This window comes from Mycobacterium arosiense ATCC BAA-1401 = DSM 45069 (genome assembly GCF_002086125.1).
Classification (GTDB): domain Bacteria; phylum Actinomycetota; class Actinomycetes; order Mycobacteriales; family Mycobacteriaceae; genus Mycobacterium; species Mycobacterium arosiense.
Window position 1 is genome coordinate 22,133 of sequence record NZ_MVHG01000042.1, and the last position, 18,327, is coordinate 40,459.

At 68.7% G+C, this 18,327-nt stretch carries 16 protein-coding genes and 2 pseudogenes; 11 read left to right on the plus strand and 7 right to left on the minus strand.

The genetic code is table 11. The features are described 5' to 3' along the window. Positions 1 to 79: 79 nt before the first annotated feature. The 3 genes from mutT1 to cofC all read right to left on the minus strand — a co-directional run bounded on the left by mutT1 (position 80) and on the right by cofC (position 4,050). Entirely contained in the window at positions 80 to 1,027 is a 948-nt protein-coding gene (gene mutT1, locus BST14_RS16530) for an 8-oxo-(d)GTP phosphatase MutT1 (RefSeq protein ID WP_083065420.1), read from the minus strand. 82 nt (positions 1,028 to 1,109) lie between these two features. Continuing rightward, positions 1,110 to 3,299, minus strand: coding sequence for an RNA degradosome polyphosphate kinase (locus tag BST14_RS16535; RefSeq protein WP_083065421.1), 2,190 nt, complete (start codon positions 3,297 to 3,299; stop codon positions 1,110 to 1,112). Positions 3,300 to 3,387: 88 nt separating this feature from the next. After that, positions 3,388 to 4,050, minus strand: coding sequence for a 2-phospho-L-lactate guanylyltransferase (gene cofC, locus BST14_RS16540; RefSeq protein WP_083065422.1), 663 nt, complete (start codon positions 4,048 to 4,050; stop codon positions 3,388 to 3,390). Positions 4,051 to 4,184: 134 nt separating this feature from the next. On the opposite strand from cofC, the gene BST14_RS16545 reads away from it, so the two are divergent. Both BST14_RS16545 and BST14_RS16550 read left to right on the plus strand, forming a co-directional pair. Then, positions 4,185 to 5,219, plus strand: a complete 1,035-nt coding sequence (locus BST14_RS16545) for an NAD(P)H-dependent glycerol-3-phosphate dehydrogenase (RefSeq protein ID WP_083065423.1) — start codon at positions 4,185 to 4,187, stop codon at positions 5,217 to 5,219. Between the two features lie 62 nt (positions 5,220 to 5,281). Beyond that, positions 5,282 to 6,427 (plus strand): D-alanine--D-alanine ligase family protein, encoded by a 1,146-nt coding sequence (locus BST14_RS16550; RefSeq protein WP_083065424.1) that lies wholly within the window; start codon positions 5,282 to 5,284, stop codon positions 6,425 to 6,427. A 75-nt stretch (positions 6,428 to 6,502) separates the two neighbouring features. On the opposite strand, the gene BST14_RS16555 is transcribed toward BST14_RS16550, so the two are convergent. Then, positions 6,503 to 7,063, minus strand: a complete 561-nt coding sequence (locus BST14_RS16555; RefSeq protein ID WP_083065425.1) for a DUF3515 domain-containing protein — start codon at positions 7,061 to 7,063, stop codon at positions 6,503 to 6,505. A 109-nt stretch (positions 7,064 to 7,172) separates the two neighbouring features. Between BST14_RS16555 and BST14_RS16560 the strand changes: the two genes are divergently transcribed. From BST14_RS16560 to BST14_RS32655, 3 genes and pseudogenes are all read left to right on the plus strand, one after another. After that, positions 7,173 to 8,141 carry a thiamine-phosphate kinase gene (locus tag BST14_RS16560; RefSeq protein ID WP_083065426.1) on the plus strand — a complete coding sequence of 323 codons (969 nt, stop codon included), beginning with the start codon at positions 7,173 to 7,175 and terminating at the stop codon, positions 8,139 to 8,141. A gap of 38 nt (positions 8,142 to 8,179) precedes the next feature. Next, a complete protein-coding gene (locus tag BST14_RS16565; RefSeq protein ID WP_083065427.1) occupies positions 8,180 to 8,866 on the plus strand; it encodes a uracil-DNA glycosylase in 687 nt (228 codons plus the stop codon). Then, a pseudogene (locus BST14_RS32655) lies at positions 8,863 to 9,416 on the plus strand (zinc-binding dehydrogenase); the annotation flags it as partial. The gene BST14_RS16565 and the pseudogene BST14_RS32655, both read left to right, overlap by 4 nt. A gap of 9 nt (positions 9,417 to 9,425) precedes the next feature. Here the strand turns inward: BST14_RS32655 and BST14_RS29580 are convergent. Both BST14_RS29580 and BST14_RS16575 read right to left on the minus strand, forming a co-directional pair. Continuing rightward, a pseudogene (locus BST14_RS29580) lies at positions 9,426 to 9,527 on the minus strand (short-chain dehydrogenase/reductase); the annotation flags it as partial. Positions 9,528 to 9,631: 104 nt separating this feature from the next. Beyond that, entirely contained in the window at positions 9,632 to 10,075 is a 444-nt protein-coding gene (locus BST14_RS16575; protein ID WP_083065428.1) for a nuclear transport factor 2 family protein, read from the minus strand. A 95-nt stretch (positions 10,076 to 10,170) separates the two neighbouring features. On the opposite strand from BST14_RS16575, the gene BST14_RS16580 reads away from it, so the two are divergent. Together BST14_RS16580 and BST14_RS16585 are read left to right on the plus strand one after the other, a co-directional pair. After that, entirely contained in the window at positions 10,171 to 11,061 is an 891-nt protein-coding gene (locus tag BST14_RS16580) for an SDR family NAD(P)-dependent oxidoreductase (RefSeq protein WP_083065435.1), read from the plus strand. A 2-nt stretch (positions 11,062 to 11,063) separates the two neighbouring features. Next, positions 11,064 to 11,885, plus strand: coding sequence for a mycofactocin-coupled SDR family oxidoreductase (locus BST14_RS16585; protein ID WP_083065429.1), 822 nt, complete (start codon positions 11,064 to 11,066; stop codon positions 11,883 to 11,885). Between the two features lie 54 nt (positions 11,886 to 11,939). On the opposite strand, the gene rpmB is transcribed toward BST14_RS16585, so the two are convergent. Further along, the gene (gene rpmB, locus BST14_RS16590) at positions 11,940 to 12,134 is read right to left on the minus strand and encodes a 50S ribosomal protein L28 (protein WP_067931976.1); all 195 of its coding nucleotides are present in this window, start codon (positions 12,132 to 12,134) and stop codon (positions 11,940 to 11,942) included. A 472-nt stretch (positions 12,135 to 12,606) separates the two neighbouring features. Between rpmB and BST14_RS16595 the strand changes: the two genes are divergently transcribed. The 4 genes from BST14_RS16595 (at position 12,607) to BST14_RS16610 (ending at position 18,104) form a co-directional block, all read left to right on the plus strand. Continuing rightward, on the plus strand, positions 12,607 to 13,290 hold the full coding sequence (locus tag BST14_RS16595; RefSeq protein ID WP_306460719.1) for a lysozyme family protein: 684 nt from the start codon (positions 12,607 to 12,609) through the stop codon (positions 13,288 to 13,290). A gap of 112 nt (positions 13,291 to 13,402) precedes the next feature. Beyond that, positions 13,403 to 15,106: a DAK2 domain-containing protein gene (locus BST14_RS16600; RefSeq protein ID WP_438502174.1), complete on the plus strand. Its 1,704-nt coding sequence runs from the start codon at positions 13,403 to 13,405 to the stop codon at positions 15,104 to 15,106. Positions 15,107 to 15,108: 2 nt separating this feature from the next. Next, the gene (recG, locus tag BST14_RS16605; protein WP_083065430.1) at positions 15,109 to 17,322 is read left to right on the plus strand and encodes an ATP-dependent DNA helicase RecG; all 2,214 of its coding nucleotides are present in this window, start codon (positions 15,109 to 15,111) and stop codon (positions 17,320 to 17,322) included. A 68-nt stretch (positions 17,323 to 17,390) separates the two neighbouring features. Continuing rightward, positions 17,391 to 18,104, plus strand: a complete 714-nt coding sequence (locus BST14_RS16610) for an HNH endonuclease family protein (protein WP_083065438.1) — start codon at positions 17,391 to 17,393, stop codon at positions 18,102 to 18,104. The last annotated feature ends 223 nt before the right edge of the window (positions 18,105 to 18,327 follow it).

The window sequence follows — 18,327 nt, forward strand, 5'->3', positions numbered from 1 at the left end:
GCGCGGCGGGCCGCCGCCGTCAGACCAGCGGCGGTCGCAAGCGCGGCGAAGCCGGGCGCGGCGGGCCGCCGCCATCAGACTAAGCCCGGACGTTGGCGGCCAGCGCGCCGCCGATGTGGTCGGCGGCCACCAACCTCCCGCCTGACAACGACAGCACCCACGTGCTGCCCTTGTGATTGCGTGATTTGTCGGGCCGCACGCCGTCGCGCTCACACCACCACGCGATCAGGTCCGGAATCACCTTGCCCTGAGTGCAGACAACCGCCGTGCCGTCCTGCTCGGCGATCTCCAGCATTCGGCGGCGGCCGCGTTTCGCGTTCTTGGCGTAGGCCTCTTCGGTCAGGGTCGGCTCGTTGTGCACGGGCAGGCCCAATTCCTCGGCAAGCGGTTCCACGGTCTGGTGGCAGCGGACGCGGTCGGCCGCATACACCTGCGACGCACCGAATGCGAGCAGCTGCGGAATAAGCGCCTCGGCCTGCGCACGTCCGCGCTTGTCCAGCGGTCGCTTGGCGTCATCGCCGGAGAAGCGCGACTTGCGCCCGGCCGTGCCGTGCCGGACCACCAGTAGCGTGTGGGTGTCGGCGGGCTTTTTATTGAAGTGACGCAGAACTTTTCGGTCTTGTGTGTAGTCGAGTTTGGCCATCGCCTCGGCGATCGGAAGCCACAGCAATCTATCGACTTCATGGTTCGGCACGAAGTCGCCGGCGGTGGCGCGTGCCGACCAGTAATAGACCTTTTTGACGCCTTGGTCGATTGGATAGCTCACCTGGTCCAGCCGCCTGCCGAGGATGGCGCGCTGGCCCGTCTCTTCGCGGACCTCCCGCACGGCGGCCACCGGCGCCGTCTCGCCGGGGTCCACCTTGCCTTTGGGCAGGGACCAATCGTCATAGCGGGGGCGGTGAATGACGGCGATCTCGACGTCGGAATCGGTCGAGTGGGCATCACCCGGCCGCCACAGCACCGCGCCGGCGGCATAGACTATCCGGCTTCCGGAGCGCCGTGCGGTGGACGCGTTCTGGGTCGGCACCTTAACTCCTGCAGATCAATTCACTCGGGGCCGCGCTCGATCGCGATGTGGCCCGGAACAAGTCCGAAATCACCGCACGGGTCTAGGGACTGCGATGGCGCTCCATCAACGATACTTGGTGGTCGCGCACGGTATGGCCCTCTTGTGGCGACGGGGTCCACTGCCCGTCGGGCCCCAATTCCCAGCACCGGGTGGACGAATCCAGTGCGGACTCGAACAATTCGTCCAGCTGCCCGGTGAGCTTGGGATCCTTCACCTGGACCAGCACCTCCACGCGCCGATCGAGGTTGCGGTGCATCATGTCGGCGCTGCCGATCCAGAATTCGTTGATGTTGCGGAAATGGATGATTCGCGAATGCTCCAGGAAGCGGCCGAGAATGGAGCGCACGGCGATGTTTTCGGAGTAGCCCTCGGCGCCCGGGCGCAACGCGCAGATGCCGCGCACCACGACCTCGACCCGCACTCCGGCCTGCGATGCTCGGTACAGCGCATCGATCACCTGCTCGTCCACCAACGCGTTCATCTTGAGACGAATTCGCCCGTCACCTCGTTCGCGGTGCGCGGCGATTTCGCGTTCGACGCGTTCGATGATGCCGGTGCGAATTCCGTGCGGCGCCACCAGCAGATTGCGGTAGGAGACCTTACGCGAGTAGCCGGTAAGCGAATTGAACAAATCGGTGAGGTCCGCACCGATATCCGGGCTCGCCGTCAGCAGGCCGACATCCTCATACAGGCGGGCGGTCTTGCTGTTGTAGTTGCCGGTTCCGATGTGGCAGTACCGTCGAATCGCCGAACCTTCGCGGCGCACCACCAGGCACGTCTTGCAGTGCGTCTTGAGTCCGACGAGGCCGTAGACCACGTGCACCCCCGCCTGCTCGAGTGCGCGCGCCCAACGGATGTTGGCCTGTTCATCGAAGCGCGCCTTGATCTCGACGAGCGCCACGGCCTGCTTTCCGGCCTCGGCCGCTTCGATGAGCGCCCGCACGATCGGTGAATCACCGGAGGTGCGGTACAGCGTCTGTTTGATCGCCAGCACGTTGGGGTCCGCGGCGGCCTGCTGAATGAAGCGCTGCACGCTGGTGGAGAAGGAGTCGTACGGGTGGTGTACCAGGACGTCGCCCTCGCGCAGCGTCGCGAAGATGCTCTTGGGAGATTCGCGATCGGCGAAGGCGGGGTGGGTATCCGGGACGAACGCCAGGTCCTTGAGCGCGGGCCGGTCGAGTTCGTAAATCTGCCACAGCGACGAAAGGTCGAGCAGGCCTGGAACTTCGATGACGTCACCGGGATGCACGTCGAGCTCGCGCAGCAGCAGTTCCAGCATGCCCTCGGTCATGTCATCGGCGATCTCGAGCCGCACCGGCGGACCGAACCGCCGGCGCGCCAATTCCCGTTCCAGCGCTTGCAGCAGATCTTCGTCGCGGTCTTCTTCGACTTCCATGTCGGCGTTGCGGGTGATGCGGAAGGCGTGATGCTCCACGATTTCCATGCCCGGGAAAAGAAGGGGAAGGAAGGCCGCGATCAGTTCTTCCATCGGCAGGTAGCGGACGATGGCCCGCTCCGAGCCGTCGGTGCTGTTGATGGTGGCGAGCTCGACGAAGCGATCGACGTTGTTGGGCACCTTGACTCGGGCGAAGTGCTGGCCGCCGTCCTCGGGCTGACGCACCATCACCGCCAAGTTCAGGCTCAGCCCGCTGACGAACGGGAACGGGTGCGCGGGGTCGACGGCCAGCGGAGTCAGGACGGGGAAGACCTGTTCGGTGAAATAGCTCGACAATTCGTCGCGCTCGGCCTGATCGAGGTCGGCCCACGTGACGATGTGGATGCCCTCTTCGGCGAGCGCCGGTCGCACCGAATCGAGGAACACCCGCGCGTGCCGGGTGGCGATGCGCTGAGTCTGTTCTCCGATCAGGGCGAGTTGCTTGCGCGGCGTCAAACCGTCGGCCGAGCGGACCGACAACCCCATCTCATCACGACGTTTGAGGCCGGCGACGCGTACCATATAGAACTCGTCGAGGTTGGAAGCGAAGATCGCCAGGAACTTGGCGCGTTCCAGCAGCGGCAACGAGTTGTCGTCGGCCAGCGCCAGCACGCGGGCGTTGAAGTCCAGCCAGCTCAGTTCCCGGTTCAGGTAACGGTCGTCCGGCAGGTCGGTCATTGCGGCCTGGGTCGCAGCCGGTGGTGCTGCCACGGCCGAGTCGCCCGGATGCCACAAGTTCTCGTCGGGTCGCGCCTCAGCTTCGATTTCAGTCACCCTGCGATCATTGCTCATCACGCGTGGGTGCTGCTAGCGCTCGCGGGACATCCATTCGCCGTTGGGCCGACGTTCACCCGTCGGACAGATATATCCGCGGTGATCGAAATCAGTGCGTCGCGATGGCCCGGGCGGTCGCTGCCCCCACCCCGAGGCGACGGGCGGCGGCGAGGTCGTTGGGGGTGTCGACATCACACCGCAGCCCGGGCCAGGCGCCGGTCAGCTCGATCGCACCCGAACTGCGGTGCCGCGCCGAGGAATCGGCGCCGAATCGCGGGTCGAGCGGGCTTCCGAACGCAAACAGCGCCGCGGTGCCGGTCGCCAGCCGGTCCGCGACGAAGCTGCGCCGGTGCTGGCGTGCGGCGGCGATCGCCTCGTTCAGCTCCTGAGTTTGCAACGCGGGTAAATCCCCTTGCAGCGCAACCACATTAGCGAAGGAACCGCCCACGGCGCGTTCCGCGGTGGCGATCGCGTTGTTCAGCGGATCGGGGTGATCCTCGGGTGTGGGGTCGACCAGCACGTCGGCGCCCAGCTTGCTGGCGGCGGCGGCCGCCGCGTCGTCGGGCGTGATCACGGTGATCGAGCCCAACGCCCGGATTCGCCCGGCGGCGGTCAGGGTGTCCATCAACATGGCCAGTACCACGCTTTCCCGGGTGCGCGCCGAGAAGACCGGGGCCAGTCGGGTCTTGGCCGCGGCCAACCGCTTGACGGCGATGATCAAAGCGACGTCGCCCGCACCATTGGCCGAACCGTCGGCTCGTATGCCGCTCATGAGATGCCATCCTGCCAGCGACACCCCGCTGCCGGGGCAGGCTGGCTCGCGTGACGCCCTGTCCGTCGCTGATCTAGGGTGTAGCGGCTGCAAGTGCCGCGTGAGCTACACCGACCACGGACAGGGGGTGGTACATGACCAGCACATCACCGGGTGCCGTGGCGGTCATGGGTGCCGGAGCGTGGGGCACGGCGCTGGCCAAGGTGCTGGTCGAGGCCGGCGGACCGGAAGCGGGGGTCACGCTGTGGGCCCGCAGACCCGAGATCGCCGAGCAGATCAACTCCACCCGCTACAACCCCGACTACCTGCCCGGCACGTTGCTGCCCCCGGGCATCCGAGCCACCGCCGACCCGGCCGAGGCCCTGCGCGACGCGTCGACGGTGCTGCTCGGCGTGCCGGCGCAGACCATGCGCGGCAACCTCGAGCGCTGGGCGCCGCTGGTCCGCGAGGGTGCCACGCTGGTGAGCCTGGCCAAGGGCATCGAGCTGGGCACCCTGATGCGGATGAGTCAGGTGATCGTGTCGGTCACCGGCGTCGACCCGGCTCAGGTAGCGGTGATCTCGGGGCCGAACCTGGCCAGCGAGATCGCCGCATCCCAGCCCGCCGCCACCGTGATCGCCTGCAGCGACTCGGGCCGGGCCGTCGCCCTGCAGCGCATGCTGAACAGCGGATACTTCCGCCCGTACACCAACAGCGATGTGGTGGGCACCGAGGTCGGCGGGGCCTGCAAGAACGTCATCGCGCTCGCGTGCGGCATGGCGGTCGGTGTCGGGCTCGGCCAGAACACCGTGGCGGCGATCATCACCCGCGGCCTGGCCGAGATCATGCGGCTGGGGATTGCGCTCGGCGCCAAGGGCGCGACGCTGGCCGGGCTGGCCGGCGTGGGCGACCTGGTGGCCACCTGCAGCTCACCGCGTTCGCGCAATCGCTCCCTGGGCGAACGGCTCGGCCGGGGAGCGACCGTCCAGTCGCTGCTGGCGGGCACTCCCGACGGCGGCGACGGGCACGTCGTCGAGGGTGTGACGTCCTGCGAATCGGTGCTGGCGCTGGCCGCCAGTTACGACGTTGAGATGCCCCTCACCGACGCCGTGCACCGCGTGTGCCACAGGGGGCTGTCGGTCGACGAGGCGATCGCCCTACTCTTGGGCCGCAGCACCAAGCCCGAATAAAGGGCCCGGCAAAGGGCCGCAGGCCGACCGAGACGGGTGCCACCCGGTAGCCTCTTGAGATTGTGAATGCCAGCGAGCGGTCGGCGCCGCACCCCGGTGAGCGGGGTGGCGAGCGGGTGTGCGTCGCCGTCGTGTTCGGCGGGCGCAGCAACGAGCACGCCATCTCGTGCGTCTCGGCGGGCAGCATCCTGCGCAACCTGGATCCGGATCGGTTCGACGTGGTCGCGATCGGCATCACCCCGGAGGGGTCGTGGGTGCTCACCGACGGCGACCCGGCCGCGCTGGCGATCACCGAGCGGCGACTGCCCGAGGTGACCGCCGCGTCGGGGACCGAACTGGCTTTGCCGGCCGATCCCCGGCGCAGCGGCCAGTTGGTGTCGCTGGCGCCCGGCGCCAGCGAGGTCTTGGCGTCGGTCGATGTGGTCTTTCCGGTGCTGCACGGCCCCTACGGCGAGGACGGCACGATCCAGGGCCTGCTCGAACTCGCGGGAGTGCCCTATGTGGGGGCCGGTGTGCTGGCCAGCGCGGCCGGCATGGACAAGGAATTCACCAAGAAGCTGTTCGCCGCCGAAGGTTTGCCGGTCGGTGCCTACGCGGTGCTGCGCCCGTCGCGCTCGAGGCTGCGCCCCGAGGAGTGCGAGCGGCTGGGCCTGCCGGTGTTCGTCAAACCCGCGCGGGGTGGGTCGTCGATCGGTGTGAGCCGGGTGTCGAGCTGGGATCAGCTGGACGCCGCCGTCGCCGCCGCCCGCCGCCACGACCCCAAAGTCATCGTCGAAGCGGCGATCGTCGGCCGGGAGCTGGAGTGCGGCGTGCTCGAAATGCCCGGCGGCACAGTCGAAGCCAGCACACTGGGCGAGATCCGGGTGGCCGGAGTGCGGGGGCGCGAGGACTCGTTCTACGACTTCTCGACCAAATACCTTGACGACGCGGCCGAACTGGATGTGCCTGCCAAGGTGGACGACGAAATCGCCGACGCCATACGGCAATTGGCGATCCGGGCGTTCAAGGCCATCGATTGCCAGGGGCTGGCCCGGGTGGACTTCTTCCTCACCGAGGACGGGCCGGTGCTCAACGAGATCAACACGATGCCGGGGTTCACCACGATCTCGATGTACCCGAGGATGTGGGCGGCCAGCGGCGTGGATTACCCGACCCTGCTGGCGACGATGGTCGAGACCGCGTTGGCCCGCGGCGTCGGCTTGCGCTAGCGGGTCGGCGCCATCGGGCCTTGCGGCGATCGCGAGCGCGGCGTGGCCGGGCGAAGCGGGTCGGCGCCATCGGACTTAGCGGGGCTGGCCGGGATCGATGGGCGCCGCGGGCATGCTGTGGTCGATGACCTCGGAAATCTGTTGGATCGGCGTCGGGCCCGATCCGGTCGGCAGCGTGAGCGCCACGTAGACCCCGCGGTCCACCGCGTACCAGGTCGATCTGCCCGCGTCGCCGGCGGATTGCTGTTCGGAACTCACCTGAAACCACTGCACCCGGTCGACGACCTGGATCGGTGAGCCGAGGACGAACTCGGCCGGGCGGTCCAGCCCGCAGCGCAGCACCACCGGGTCGCTGTCCGGCCCGGCGCGCCACGCGGCGGCGCCCTGGGGGGCCGGCTGCTCGAGGGGCGCGCGATGGTAATCGCCGAGCCGCTGCGGCAGCGCACCCATCAGCGCGCGGCAGCCCGACCCGCTTGCCTGCGGCGCCGGTACCGCGGGCACGGCAACCGCACGCGGGGGCGCCTGGCGGGTCGCCGCGATGGCCAGGATCACCCCGATCGTCGCTACGGCCAGCAGGATCGCGGCGATGATCAGCGCACGCGGCGGGCCGCCATCGGCGTCCGTTTCGGTTGCCACCGCCGCGCACCTCCTTTTCTGCTCACCACTATCGCCTTCGTTGAGCCGCAGTCCAATTTATTCTTGGGTTCCAGATAACCCCCGGACCGTCGGGCACGCGGGCCCTATCGTGAATGGCGTGCAAGACGGACCGGGCGAGTCACCCTCATTGCGGCAACTCGGTGAATTCGCCGTGATCGATCGGCTGGCGCGGCGCCGGCAGCAGCCCGCCGCGGTCGTGCTCGGCCCGGGCGACGACGCCGCGCTGGTGTCGTCCGGAGATGGGGGCGTCCTGGTGTCGACCGACATGCTGGTGCAGGATCGGCACTTCCGGCTGGACTGGTCGACGCCGCACGACATCGGCCGCAAGGCGATCGCCCAGAACGCCGCGGACATCGAGGCGATGGGCGGGCGGCCGACGGCGTTCGTCGTCGCCTTCGGTGCGCCCGGGGATACGCCGGCGGCGCAGGTGGAAGCGCTGGTCGACGGGATGTGGGACGAGGCGCAACGGTTCGGCGCTGGCATCGCCGGCGGTGACCTGGTGCACAGCCCGCAGTGGGTCATCTCGGTAACGGTGCTGGGCGGGCTGGACGGGCGTCCGCCGGTGCGGCGATCTGGCGCGCAACCCGGTGCGCTGATCGCCATCGCCGGGGACTTGGGCCGCTCTGCCGCGGGATTTTCATTGTGGCGCAAGGGGATTACGGAGTTCGACGAGCTGCGGCGCCGGCATGTGGTGCCGGAGCCGCCTTACGGCCAGGGAGCGGTGGCGGCGGCCGGCGGTGCGCAGGCGATGATCGACATCTCCGACGGCCTGATCGCCGACCTGCGTCATGTCGCCGAGGCGTCCGGGGTGGGCATGGATTTGTCGATGGCGGCGTTGGCCGCCGACCGCGATGCGCTCGCCGCGGCCGGGGCCGCCGTCGACGCCGATCCGTGGCACTGGGTGCTGGGCGGCGGTGAGGATCACGCCCTGGCGGCGTGTTTTGCCGGTCCCGCGCCGGTCGGCTGGCGCATCGTCGGTCGGGTTCTCGACGGGCCGGCGCGGGTGCTCGTCGACGATCAGGAGTGGACCGGCTACGCCGGCTGGCGGTCGTATTAGGGTGACGCGGTGACCGTTTACGCGATCGCGAAGAGCCGATGACGACCGCGCGTCCGTTGGGGGAACTGGTCGAGCCGGGCTGGGCGAGTGCGCTGCAGCCGGTGGCCGAGCAGGTGGCCGAGATGGGGCAGTTCCTGCGGGCCGAGATCGCGGCCGGGCGCAGGTATCTGCCGGCGGGGCCGAATGTGTTGCGTGCCTTCACCTATCCCTTTGACGACGTCAGGGTGTTGATCGTCGGCCAGGACCCCTACCCGACGCCCGGACACGCTGTGGGCCTGAGCTTTTCGGTGGCGCCCGAGGTGCGGCCGCTGCCGCGCAGTCTGGCCAACATCTTTCAGGAGTACACCGCCGACCTGGGCCATCCGCCGCCAGCGTGCGGTGATCTGACGCCCTGGGCGCAGCGCGGCGTGCTCCTGCTGAACAGGGTGCTCACGGTGCGCCCCAGCAATCCGGCGTCGCACCGCGGCAAGGGCTGGGAGGTGGTGACCGAATGCGCCATCCGGGCGTTGACCGAGCGGTCGCGTCCCCTGGTGGCGATCCTGTGGGGCCGTGACGCGTCGACCCTCAAACCAATTCTCGCCCAAGGGAATTGCGTGGCCATCGAGTCGCCGCATCCGTCCCCGCTGTCGGCGTCGCGCGGGTTCTTCGGTTCGCGCCCGTTCAGCCGTGCCAACGAACTGCTGACCGGGATGGGTGCCGATGCGATCGATTGGCGCCTGCCGTGACCGAGATGATGGCGTTGCGGGCGCACCGGCGGGGCGGCCCGGAGCAGTTGGTGCTCGAACGGGCCCCGCGCCCGGTGCTGGCCGCGGGGGAAGTGTTGGTGGCGGTTCAGCTGGCCGCGATGCTGGGCGCGCGGGTGACCGCCACCGTGCGCAGCGACACGGCCAACCTGCTGCGCGGATGCGGCGCGCAGCGGGTCATCGACGTGCGCACCGAGGCGTTCGACGAAACCGGTGCCGGGTACGACGTCGTCATCGATACGGTTGGCGGGCCGACATTGGAGCGGTCGTTCGGCGTGCTGCGCCGCGGTGGCCGGCTGGTCACCCTGTCGGCACCGCCTCCGGAGGGCTGTGCCGCGGAATTCGGCGTCACCGCAACCTTTTCGTCGTCACGCCGAATCGGGCGCGGCTCGACGAGCTCGCCGCGCTGGTCGATGGCGATCGATTGCACGTCTCGATCGCCCAGACGTTCCCGCTCGACGCGGGTCGGGAGGCGTTCCAAAGCCGCGACGACGGCAGGCGCGCCGGCAAGACGGTGCTGATCGTGCGGGACCGACGGGCATCACGAGCCCGCGAAATTCACGTCCTTCGTAACGGCATGCCACTCTCCGATCGACGCCGACCAAAGCTTGTCGCGCATGGCCTTCAGCACGTCACGGCACAGCGCGCCGTCGAAATCGCCCGGGGCGCAGTCATTTAGCTCTTCGTTGCGTTGCGCGTCGGCCATCACGGCGGCCGGGTCGAAGGCGCTGCGGGGTGCCATGCGGGTCAGAATTTCAGATGCCGGCTCACGTCGCCGACCTGGTCGACGAACATGGTGCGGCTGTCAAAACACCAGGCACCGTTCACCCGGTGAAAGGTGTCGTGGTAGTGCCCGGTGACGATGACCTGCAGCGGCAGGTCATCGGTGGCCTGCGTGACGCAGTAGTAGGACGTGCTCCGCGCGGTGCCGGCCGCCTCGTCGATATAGAGCTGCACGTTGGTCGTGTTGTGTTTGGTCTTCGGGGTGCCGTCGTCGTAGATGTGCGTGGCCATCTCGTACATCTCCCGCACCCGCGCCGAGCCCGCGAACACCGTCTCCGGCGGCCCGTCCTCCACCCCGCAGATGCGGCCGTGCTCGAACAGCCGGGCCACCCCGTCCAGGTCGCCGCCGTCGAGAAGCTGCGCATAGGTGTAGATGAGGTTGGTGATCTCGGTGGCGCTGCCAGTCATATCGAACCGCCTCGAAAGTCTCGCGCACTGTTCCGCGAACAATGTTGGCAGAACCGGTCCAACTTACATAGAACCGACTACTACTCTTGATCGCCGTGACCCTACCGTGGACGCCGAGCAGGCTCGGCAATCTCACGGGCAAACGCGTGATCGTCACCGGGGCGACCAACGGCGTCGGGCTCGGCACCTCGCGTGCGCTCGCCAAAGCCGGCGCCCACGTGATCCTGGCGGTGCGCAACACCGCGCTCGGCGAGCAACGCGCGGCCGAGATGGGTGGGTCGACCGCCGTGGTCAAGCTTGACCTCGCCGATCTGTCGTCGGTGCGCGCCTTCGCGGACCTGATCGACGGCCCGGTGGACATCCTGATCAACAACGCCGGCACCCTGACCGACCGGCGCACCGAGACGGTCGACGGCTTCGAGATGACCCTGGGCACCAACCTGCTCGGACCGTTCGCCCTGACCAATCTGTTGCTGCCCAGGGTGCGTTCGCAGATCATCTGCGTCGGCTCCGATGCGCACCGGTCGGCGACGCTGCGGCTCGACGACCCGCACCTACGCCGGCACAAGTGGACGAGGCTGGGCGCCTACGCGCAGTCGAAGCTCGCGGTCATGCTGTGGGGTCTGGAGCTGGACCGCAGGCTGCGCGCGGCCGGATCGCCGATCGTCACGCAGCTCACCCACCCGGGCTGGGTGGCCTCGAATCTGTCAAACCTCGGGAACTCGCCGTTGATGAAGCTGGCCCACCAGGGGGTCAAGGTGGTGGCCGACCGGTTGGCCAACGACATCGACGAGGGTGCGGCGCCCACGCTGTACTGCATCAGCGAGCCGATTCCGCCGGGCAGCTACGTCGGGGTCAGCGGCAGGTTCGGGCTGCGTGGCGGCCCGGTGCTGATCGGCCGCACCCCGCTGGCCTGCGACTACGACACGGCCGCGCGGCTGGTGGCCTTCGCCGAACGCGAGACCGGCACGACACTGGAGGTGTAGTCATGGGCGAATTCGACAACATGGTGGCCGTTGTCACCGGCGCCGCGCGCGGCCAGGGCCGCAGCCACGCGGTGGCGCTGGCGGAGCAGGGCGCCAACATCATCGCCGTCGACATCTGCGCCGACCTCGACGCGATTCCCTACGCCCTGGGGACCGAATCGGATCTTGCCGAGACCGTGCACCTGGTCGAGGCGACCGGCCGCAAGGCGGTTCCGGTGGCCGCCGACGTCCGCGACTTCCAGGGGCTGCGGGCCGGGGTGCGGGCCGGCGTGAACACACTCGGCGACATCGACGTCGTCGTCGCCAACGCCGGGGTGGTGGCCATCGGGGTCACCGAACCGGAGTCCGAACCGGTGTTCAACACGATCGTCGACACCAACCTCAAGGGTGTGTGGCACACGCTGCTGGCGACGGTGCCATCGATCGTGCGCAAGGGCCGGGGCGGGTCGGTGGTGCTGGTCAGCTCGTCGCAGGGCCTCACCGGTCGCGGCGGCGACGGCAGCGCGGCGATGTTCGCCTACGCCGCGTCCAAACACGGTGTGGTGGGGTTGATGCGCTCGGCGGCGAATGCCTATGCGCCCCACAAGATTCGGGTCAATTCGATCCACCCGAGCGGCGTCGCGACGCCGATGATCCTCAACGATTTCGTGGTGAACCGAATGCTGGAGAACCCCAACCCGGCCCTGTCGCAGACGCTGCTACCCGACGTGCCGCTGGTCGAGGCGCAGGACGTCACCGAAGCGGTGCTCTGGCTCGCCGGCCCGCGATCGCGTTACGTCACCGGTGTGGCGATACCGGTGGACGCCGGCCACGTCGTCATGTGAACGACCGCTAGCCCCAATGGCGGCGACCCCGCTCGCCCGGCTTCGCGATCGCCGCTAGCCCCGGACGACCTTGCCGGCTTTGATGCAGGACGTGCAAACGTTCAGCCGCTGCTTGTTGCCGCCCGGGCGGGTGACGACGTGCACGGTCTGAACGTTGGGGTTCCACCGGCGGCTGGTGCGGCGGTGGGAGTGCGACACCGACTTACCGAAGCCGGGGCCTTTCCCGCAGATGTCGCACACAGCGGCCATTGTTCAAGCTCCTCAAATCTCGGGGGTCCGGCAAACCGGCCGGGACAGCCCGGGCTCAACCGGGCACACCTGAGGATACCGACTGTCGTGGGAACCACCAAAACGGTCAGAACCGGCTGACCCTGCGGTTACGTGCGGTCGCCCCCGGGTGGTTGTGCGCTGGAACCCTCCCGCACCGTCGTCATGCAGTCGATCACAGTACCGGCTTTCGGCGAGGTCACCGGGGCGTCCGGTCGTTAGGATGGCAGCGCCGCCGATGGTCGGTGCGGTCGTGTGTCAGGCGCGGACGGCGCGCTGATTTGGCTGAAGTCTTCTTCCCGGCGGTGCCGGCCCGCGCGGAGCTGCGGATGAGGCTGGGAAGCAAATATCGGCAGGTTTGAGGGGAGTGCGCGGGGTGGTTGCGCGCGCCGAAAACACCGCCGGTCCAGCCCGCGTCGAAAGCCGGCGGGGCTCTCCGGTGGGCGTACGACGGTTGATCTTGAGGTTGCGCCGGGTGGCCGCGGCCTACCTGGTGGTGGCGGCGCTGGGCAGCGTCGCCATGGGTAGTACGTCGCTCAACTGTCCGACCGCCGTGGGCGGGCAGTTCGACATCGGCCAGGGCGGGCCGGGTCCGAGCGTGTCGGGGTCAACTGCGGACGGTGCGACCTGGTGGTGGCAGCCCGGTGACCCCCGACCGGCGGTACACGAGGCCGCCGCCGTGCGCGGCGGCATCCCGCTGCGGCAGGTCGCTTTCGACGGTCGGGGGGTGTGGCCCGACGGACCCGAGGCGATCCGCGGCTATCTCGAGGAGGCGCTGACCCGGATCGGGGTCACCGACGCGTCGGCCCGTGGTCGCTGGATCGAGGGGATGATGACCATCGCCGATCACGAGTCGCAGTTTCATTCGGGTGCCATCAACCTGTCTGACAGCAACGCGTACGGGCCTTCCCAGCTCGATGGTGGCCCGCTGCACGCCACGCGGGGCCCGTGGCAGGTGATGCCGGATACCTTCGCGGCCTTTCACCAGCCCGGGACGTCGAACTCGGCGTGGGATCCCGTGGCCGCCGCGTGCGCGTCGATCAACTATCAGATGAGCCGCTACGGCGTCAGTCGCGATGGCAGCAATGAGCGCACGCTGGTGGGGCAGGCCAATTCCGGTATCCGGCAGGGCTATTAGCCTCGCCTGCTGTTCGCTTTCCTCAACGGCGCAGAGCAACTGAGCGCAACGGCGCCGTCGCCGGGCTACGCTGGCGCCCACCGGGGAATTGGTGCGGAGGAGGTGGGTCACACTGGGCACTGCTGATACGTCGCAAGATGGTCTGCTGGACGCGATCACCCTGCGCGACTGGGCGCACACCGCCGTCAGCGACCTGATCACGCACATCGACGAGATCAACCGCCTCAACGTCTTTCCCGTCGCCGACTCCGACACCGGCGCCAACATGCTGTTCACCATGCGTTCTGCCCTGGCCGAGGCCAACGCGGGCGCCGAGGGCGGATCGGGCTGCGTGGCCCGCGCCGCGGCGGCGCTGTCGGCCGGCGCGCTGAATGGCGCCCGCGGCAATTCCGGCGTGATCCTGTCGCAGATCCTGCGGGGCGTCGCCGACGTCACCGCGAGCGCGGCCGCCGATGCCGGGGGCGAGCTGCCCCACATCGACGCCGCCATCCTCGGTGCGGCGCTGCAGCGCGGTGTGGAGCTGGTGATCAGCTCGATGGGTGGTGAGGAGATCTCCGGGACCATCGTCTCGGTACTGCGTGCGGCCGCCAACGCCGTCGCGCAGTGCGCCCGGGCCGGGGACGGCCTGGCAGCGGCGGTCATCGCGGCCGGCGACGCGGCGGTGGTCGCGCTGGAGAAGACGCCCGAACAACTCGACGTGCTCGCCGACGCCGGCGCCGTGGACGCCGGCGGGCGTGGTTTGCTGGTCCTGCTGGACGCGCTGCGGTGCACCATCACCGGGCAGGCCCCGGCCCGCGCGGTGTACGAGCTGTCGCCGCGGGCGCGGCAACCGGAGGCCCCCGCGCAGCGCCCGGCGCCCCACTTCGAGGTGATGTACCGGTTGGACGGCTGCCACCCCGCGGCGGCGGACCGGCTACGGGATCGGTTGGGGGAGTTGGGCGATTCGGTGGGCATCGCGTCGGCGCCGTCGTCGGCGCAGCACACGTACTCGGTCCACGTGCACACCGACGACGCCGGCGCCGCCGTGGAAGCGGGCCTGGCGGCGGGGCGGCTCAGCCGCATCGTCATCTCGGCGTTGAGCTCGGGCGCACCGGGCCTGCCCGCGGGCGGCTGGACGCGCGAGCGCGCCGTGCTGGCGGTGGTCGACGGGGACGGCGCCGCCGAGCTGTTCGCCGGAGAGGGCGCCAACGTGCTGCAACGCGATCCCGGGCACGATCCCGTCACGAATATCAGCGCACACCAACTGATGCGGGCCATCGTCGACACCGGCGCCGCGCAGGTGATGGTGTTGCCCAACGGCTACGTGGCGGCCGAGGAGTTGGTGGCCGGCTGCACCGCGGCCATCGGCTGGGGGATCGATGTGGTGCCGATCCCGACCGGGTCGATGGTGCAGGGGCTGGCGGCGCTGGCCGTGCACGAAACCGACCGGCAGGCCGTGGACGACGGCTACACCATGGCCCGCGCCGCCGGTGCCGCGCGGCACGGCTCGGTGCGCATCGCGACCGAGAGCGCGCTCACCTGGGCGGGACGCTGCCGGCCCGGCGACGGCCTGGGCATCGCGGGGGACGAGGTGCTGATCGTGGCCGCCGATGCGGTGGGGGCGGCGATCGGCCTGCTCGATCTGCTGCTGGCCTCCGGCGGCGACCTGGTGACGGTGCTGCTGGGCGCCGGTATCGACTCCGACGGCTCGGATGCCGATGCCGGCGCGGTCGGCGACATCCTGGAAGACCACGTGCACGACCACCACCCCGGGACGGAACTGGTCACCTATCGCACCGGCCATCACGGCGACGCGCTGCTGATCGGGGTCGAGTAGCGATGGTGTCGCTGTCCGACCGGCTGGACTTCGTCGTGGGTGGCAAGGTTGCGGAGCTGTTCGATGAGGTGTTCGGCATCCGTACCGTCGACGACCTGTTGCGCCACTACCCGCGTAGCTACACCGAGGGTGCGAGCCGCTGGGACGCCGACGACGAACGGCCGCCGGCCGGTGAACACATCACGATCGTCGACACGATCGTCGACACCGAGACCTTTCCGATGAAGAAAAACCGGAAGAAGCTGTGTCACCGCATCACCCTGGGTGCCGGGCGAAACAAGGTGACCGCGACGTTCTTCAACGCGAACTTCATCAAAAAGGACCTGACCAAGGGCACCAAGGTGATGCTGTCCGGCGAGGTCGGGTTCTTCAGGAACGTCATGCAGCTCACCCATCCCGCGTTTCTGCTCCTCGACACGCCGGACGGGCGCAACCGCGGCACCGTGTCCCTGAAGAGCATCGCCAACGCCGCGAAGACCACCGGTGAAGACATCGCGGACGCCTACCAACGCCACTTCTTCCCGATCTATGCCGCCAGCGCCCGGCTGCAGAGCTGGACCATCTTCGGCTCGGTGCGGCAAGTGCTCGACGTGCTCGATCCGGTGCCGGATCCGCTACCCGAGCAGCTGCGGGCGAAATTCGGCCTGGTCTCCGAGGACCAGGCGCTGCGCGACATCCACCTCGCCGAGAGCGAGCCGCGACGGCAGCGGGCCCGCGAGCGCCTGACCTTCGACGAAGCCGTCGGTCTGCAGTGGGCGCTGGTGGACCGCCGCCACGGCGAGCTGTCGGAGTCGGGGCCGTCGGCGCCGCCGCGCCCGGACGGTTTGGCCGCAGAACTCTTGGGGCGCTTGCCCTTTGAGTTGACCGCCGGGCAGCGCGAAGTGCTCGGCGTGTTGTCCGACGGGCTCGCGGCGAGCCGGCCGTTGAATCGGCTGCTGCAGGGTGAGGTGGGTTCGGGCAAGACGATCGTCTCGGTGCTGGCGATGCTGCAGATGGTCGACGCCGGATATCAGTGCGCGCTGTTGGCGCCGACGGAAGTGCTTGCCGCCCAGCACCTTCGATCGATTCGCGACGTACTCGGCCCGTTGGCGATGGCGGGCCAGTTGGGTGGTGCCGACAACGGCACCCGGCTGGCGCTGCTGAGCGGTTCGATGACCGCCGCGCAGAAAAAGCAGATCCGCGCCGAGATCGCCGGTGGGCAGGTAGGCATCGTCGTGGGCACCCACGCCCTGCTGCAGGACGCGGTCGAATTCGACAACCTGGGCATGGTGGTGGTCGACGAACAACACCGCTTCGGTGTCGAGCAGCGAGATCAGTTGCGCGCCAAGGCCCGTCCCGGTGTGACACCACACCTACTGGTGATGACGGCCACGCCCATACCGCGCACCGTCGCGCTTACCGTGTACGGGGACCTGGAAACCTCGACGCTGCGCGAACTTCCGCGCGGCCGCCAACCGATCACCAGCAATGTCATCTTCGTCAAGGACAAGCCCGCATGGCTTGCCCGGGCCTGGCAGCGGATCACCGAGGAGGTCGCCTCGGGCCGCCAGGCCTACGTGGTGGCGCCGCGCATCGACGAGAGCGACGACCCGGGTGATGAGCAGAACGCCAAGGCGCCGGAGACCGCCGAAGGTCTTTACGCCCGGCTGCGCTCCGGGGAGCTGGCGAACCTGCGGCTGGGTCTGATGCACGGGCGGCTGTCCGCCGAGGAGAAGGACGCCGCCATGGCGGCCTTTCGGGCCGGTGAGATCGATGTGCTGGTGTGCACCACCGTCATCGAGGTGGGCGTCGACGTACCCAACGCCACCGTGATGCTGGTGATGGACGCCGACCGGTTCGGGATCAGCCAGTTGCATCAGCTGCGCGGCCGGATCGGCCGGGGCCGGCATCCGAGTCTGTGCCTGTTCGCCAGCTGGTCCGCGCCGGACTCGCCGGCCGGGCGGCGGCTGCGCGCGGTGGCCGAGACGCTGGACGGCTTCGCCCTGGCCGATCTCGACCTCAAGGAACGCCGGGAAGGAGATGTGTTGGGCCGCAACCAATCCGGCAAGGCGATCACGCTGCGCCTGCTGTCGTTGGCGGACCATCTGGAGTTCATCGAGGCCGCCCGCGACTTCTGCGTCCGGGCCTACGCCGACGACCGCTCCAACCCCGGATTGTCGCTGCTGGCCGCGCGATTCACCGACACCGACCGCATCGAATACCTGGACAAGTCTTGACCGCCGGCGACGATGCAGAGCGCAGCGATGAGGCGGGGGTACCACCCGCTTGGGGGAGGGCGGCGCCGTTGAACCGGAAGGTACTGCTGTGGCTGGCTGCGGCGGCGGCGCTGGCATTGCTGGTGGCCTATCAGACGGTCGGGTCCTCGACCGCCCGGCATTCCGCCGAATACGCCGCGCGCGCAGACGTTCCGACCGTGCTGCCCGGCACCGATGTGCTCGCCGGCGTCGCCGTCGTGCCCCTGCGTCAGCACCGCTACGACTACCTTCGCTCGGCGTTCGGCGATGCGTGGGACGACGAGAACGACGCCCCGATGGGGCACAACGGATGCGACACCCGCGACGACATCCTCAACCGTGACCTCGTGGACAAAACATTTGTGTCGGTGAAGCGGTGTCCGGACGCGGTGGCCACCGGGACATTGCATGATCCGTATACCAATGACGTGATCGCGTTCACACGCGGCGCGCATACCGGCGAGGCAGTTCAAATCGACCATATAGTGCCGTTGTCGTATAGCTGGGACCAAGGGGCATGGAATTGGACTCCTGAAATGCGGACTCGGTTCGCGAACGACCCGGCCAATTTGCTTGCGGTGCAGGGCCAGGCGAATCAAGATAAGGGTGACAAGCAGCCGGCACTGTGGATGCCGCCTAACGCAGCGTTTCATTGTCAGTACGCCATGCAATTTATTGCGGTGATGCGCGGCTACGGACTCCCTGTCGATGGCCCGTCCGTTCCGGCCTTGCAGCACGCTGCTGCTACCTGCCCAAAGGGTTGACTGCCAGTGGACAGTTGGCACGCTTTCACTGCTTATCCGGGGTCTGGGCTGGACGGCGTACGGCTGTTTCCTATTAGGACGGTTGGCCATATTTTGCCTGATCGGGAACAGTGGAATGAGTCCGTGTTCCCGGTTGGGGTCTGGCGGGTTGCGTCCGCCAAGGTGGTGTACGAGTCGGGGACCGATTTGGTGACCGGCGTGTCGTAGCCGAGTGATTGAAGGT

What these genes read in the sequence shown, in the direction of transcription:
- cofC (WP_083065422.1), bottom strand. Translation starts at nt 4,050, where the DNA reads ATGAGCGGCATACGAGCCGACGGTTCGGCCAATGGTGCGGGCGACGTC.
- BST14_RS16545 (WP_083065423.1), top strand. Translation starts at nt 4,185, where the DNA reads ATGACCAGCACATCACCGGGTGCCGTGGCGGTCATGGGTGCCGGAGCG.
- BST14_RS16565 (WP_083065427.1), top strand. Translation starts at nt 8,180, where the DNA reads ATGACGACCGCGCGTCCGTTGGGGGAACTGGTCGAGCCGGGCTGGGCG.
- BST14_RS16575 (WP_083065428.1), bottom strand. Translation starts at nt 10,075, where the DNA reads ATGACTGGCAGCGCCACCGAGATCACCAACCTCATCTACACCTATGCG.
- BST14_RS16585 (WP_083065429.1), top strand. Translation starts at nt 11,064, where the DNA reads ATGGGCGAATTCGACAACATGGTGGCCGTTGTCACCGGCGCCGCGCGC.
- rpmB (WP_067931976.1), bottom strand. Translation starts at nt 12,134, where the DNA reads ATGGCCGCTGTGTGCGACATCTGCGGGAAAGGCCCCGGCTTCGGTAAG.
- recG (WP_083065430.1), top strand. Translation starts at nt 15,109, where the DNA reads ATGGTGTCGCTGTCCGACCGGCTGGACTTCGTCGTGGGTGGCAAGGTT.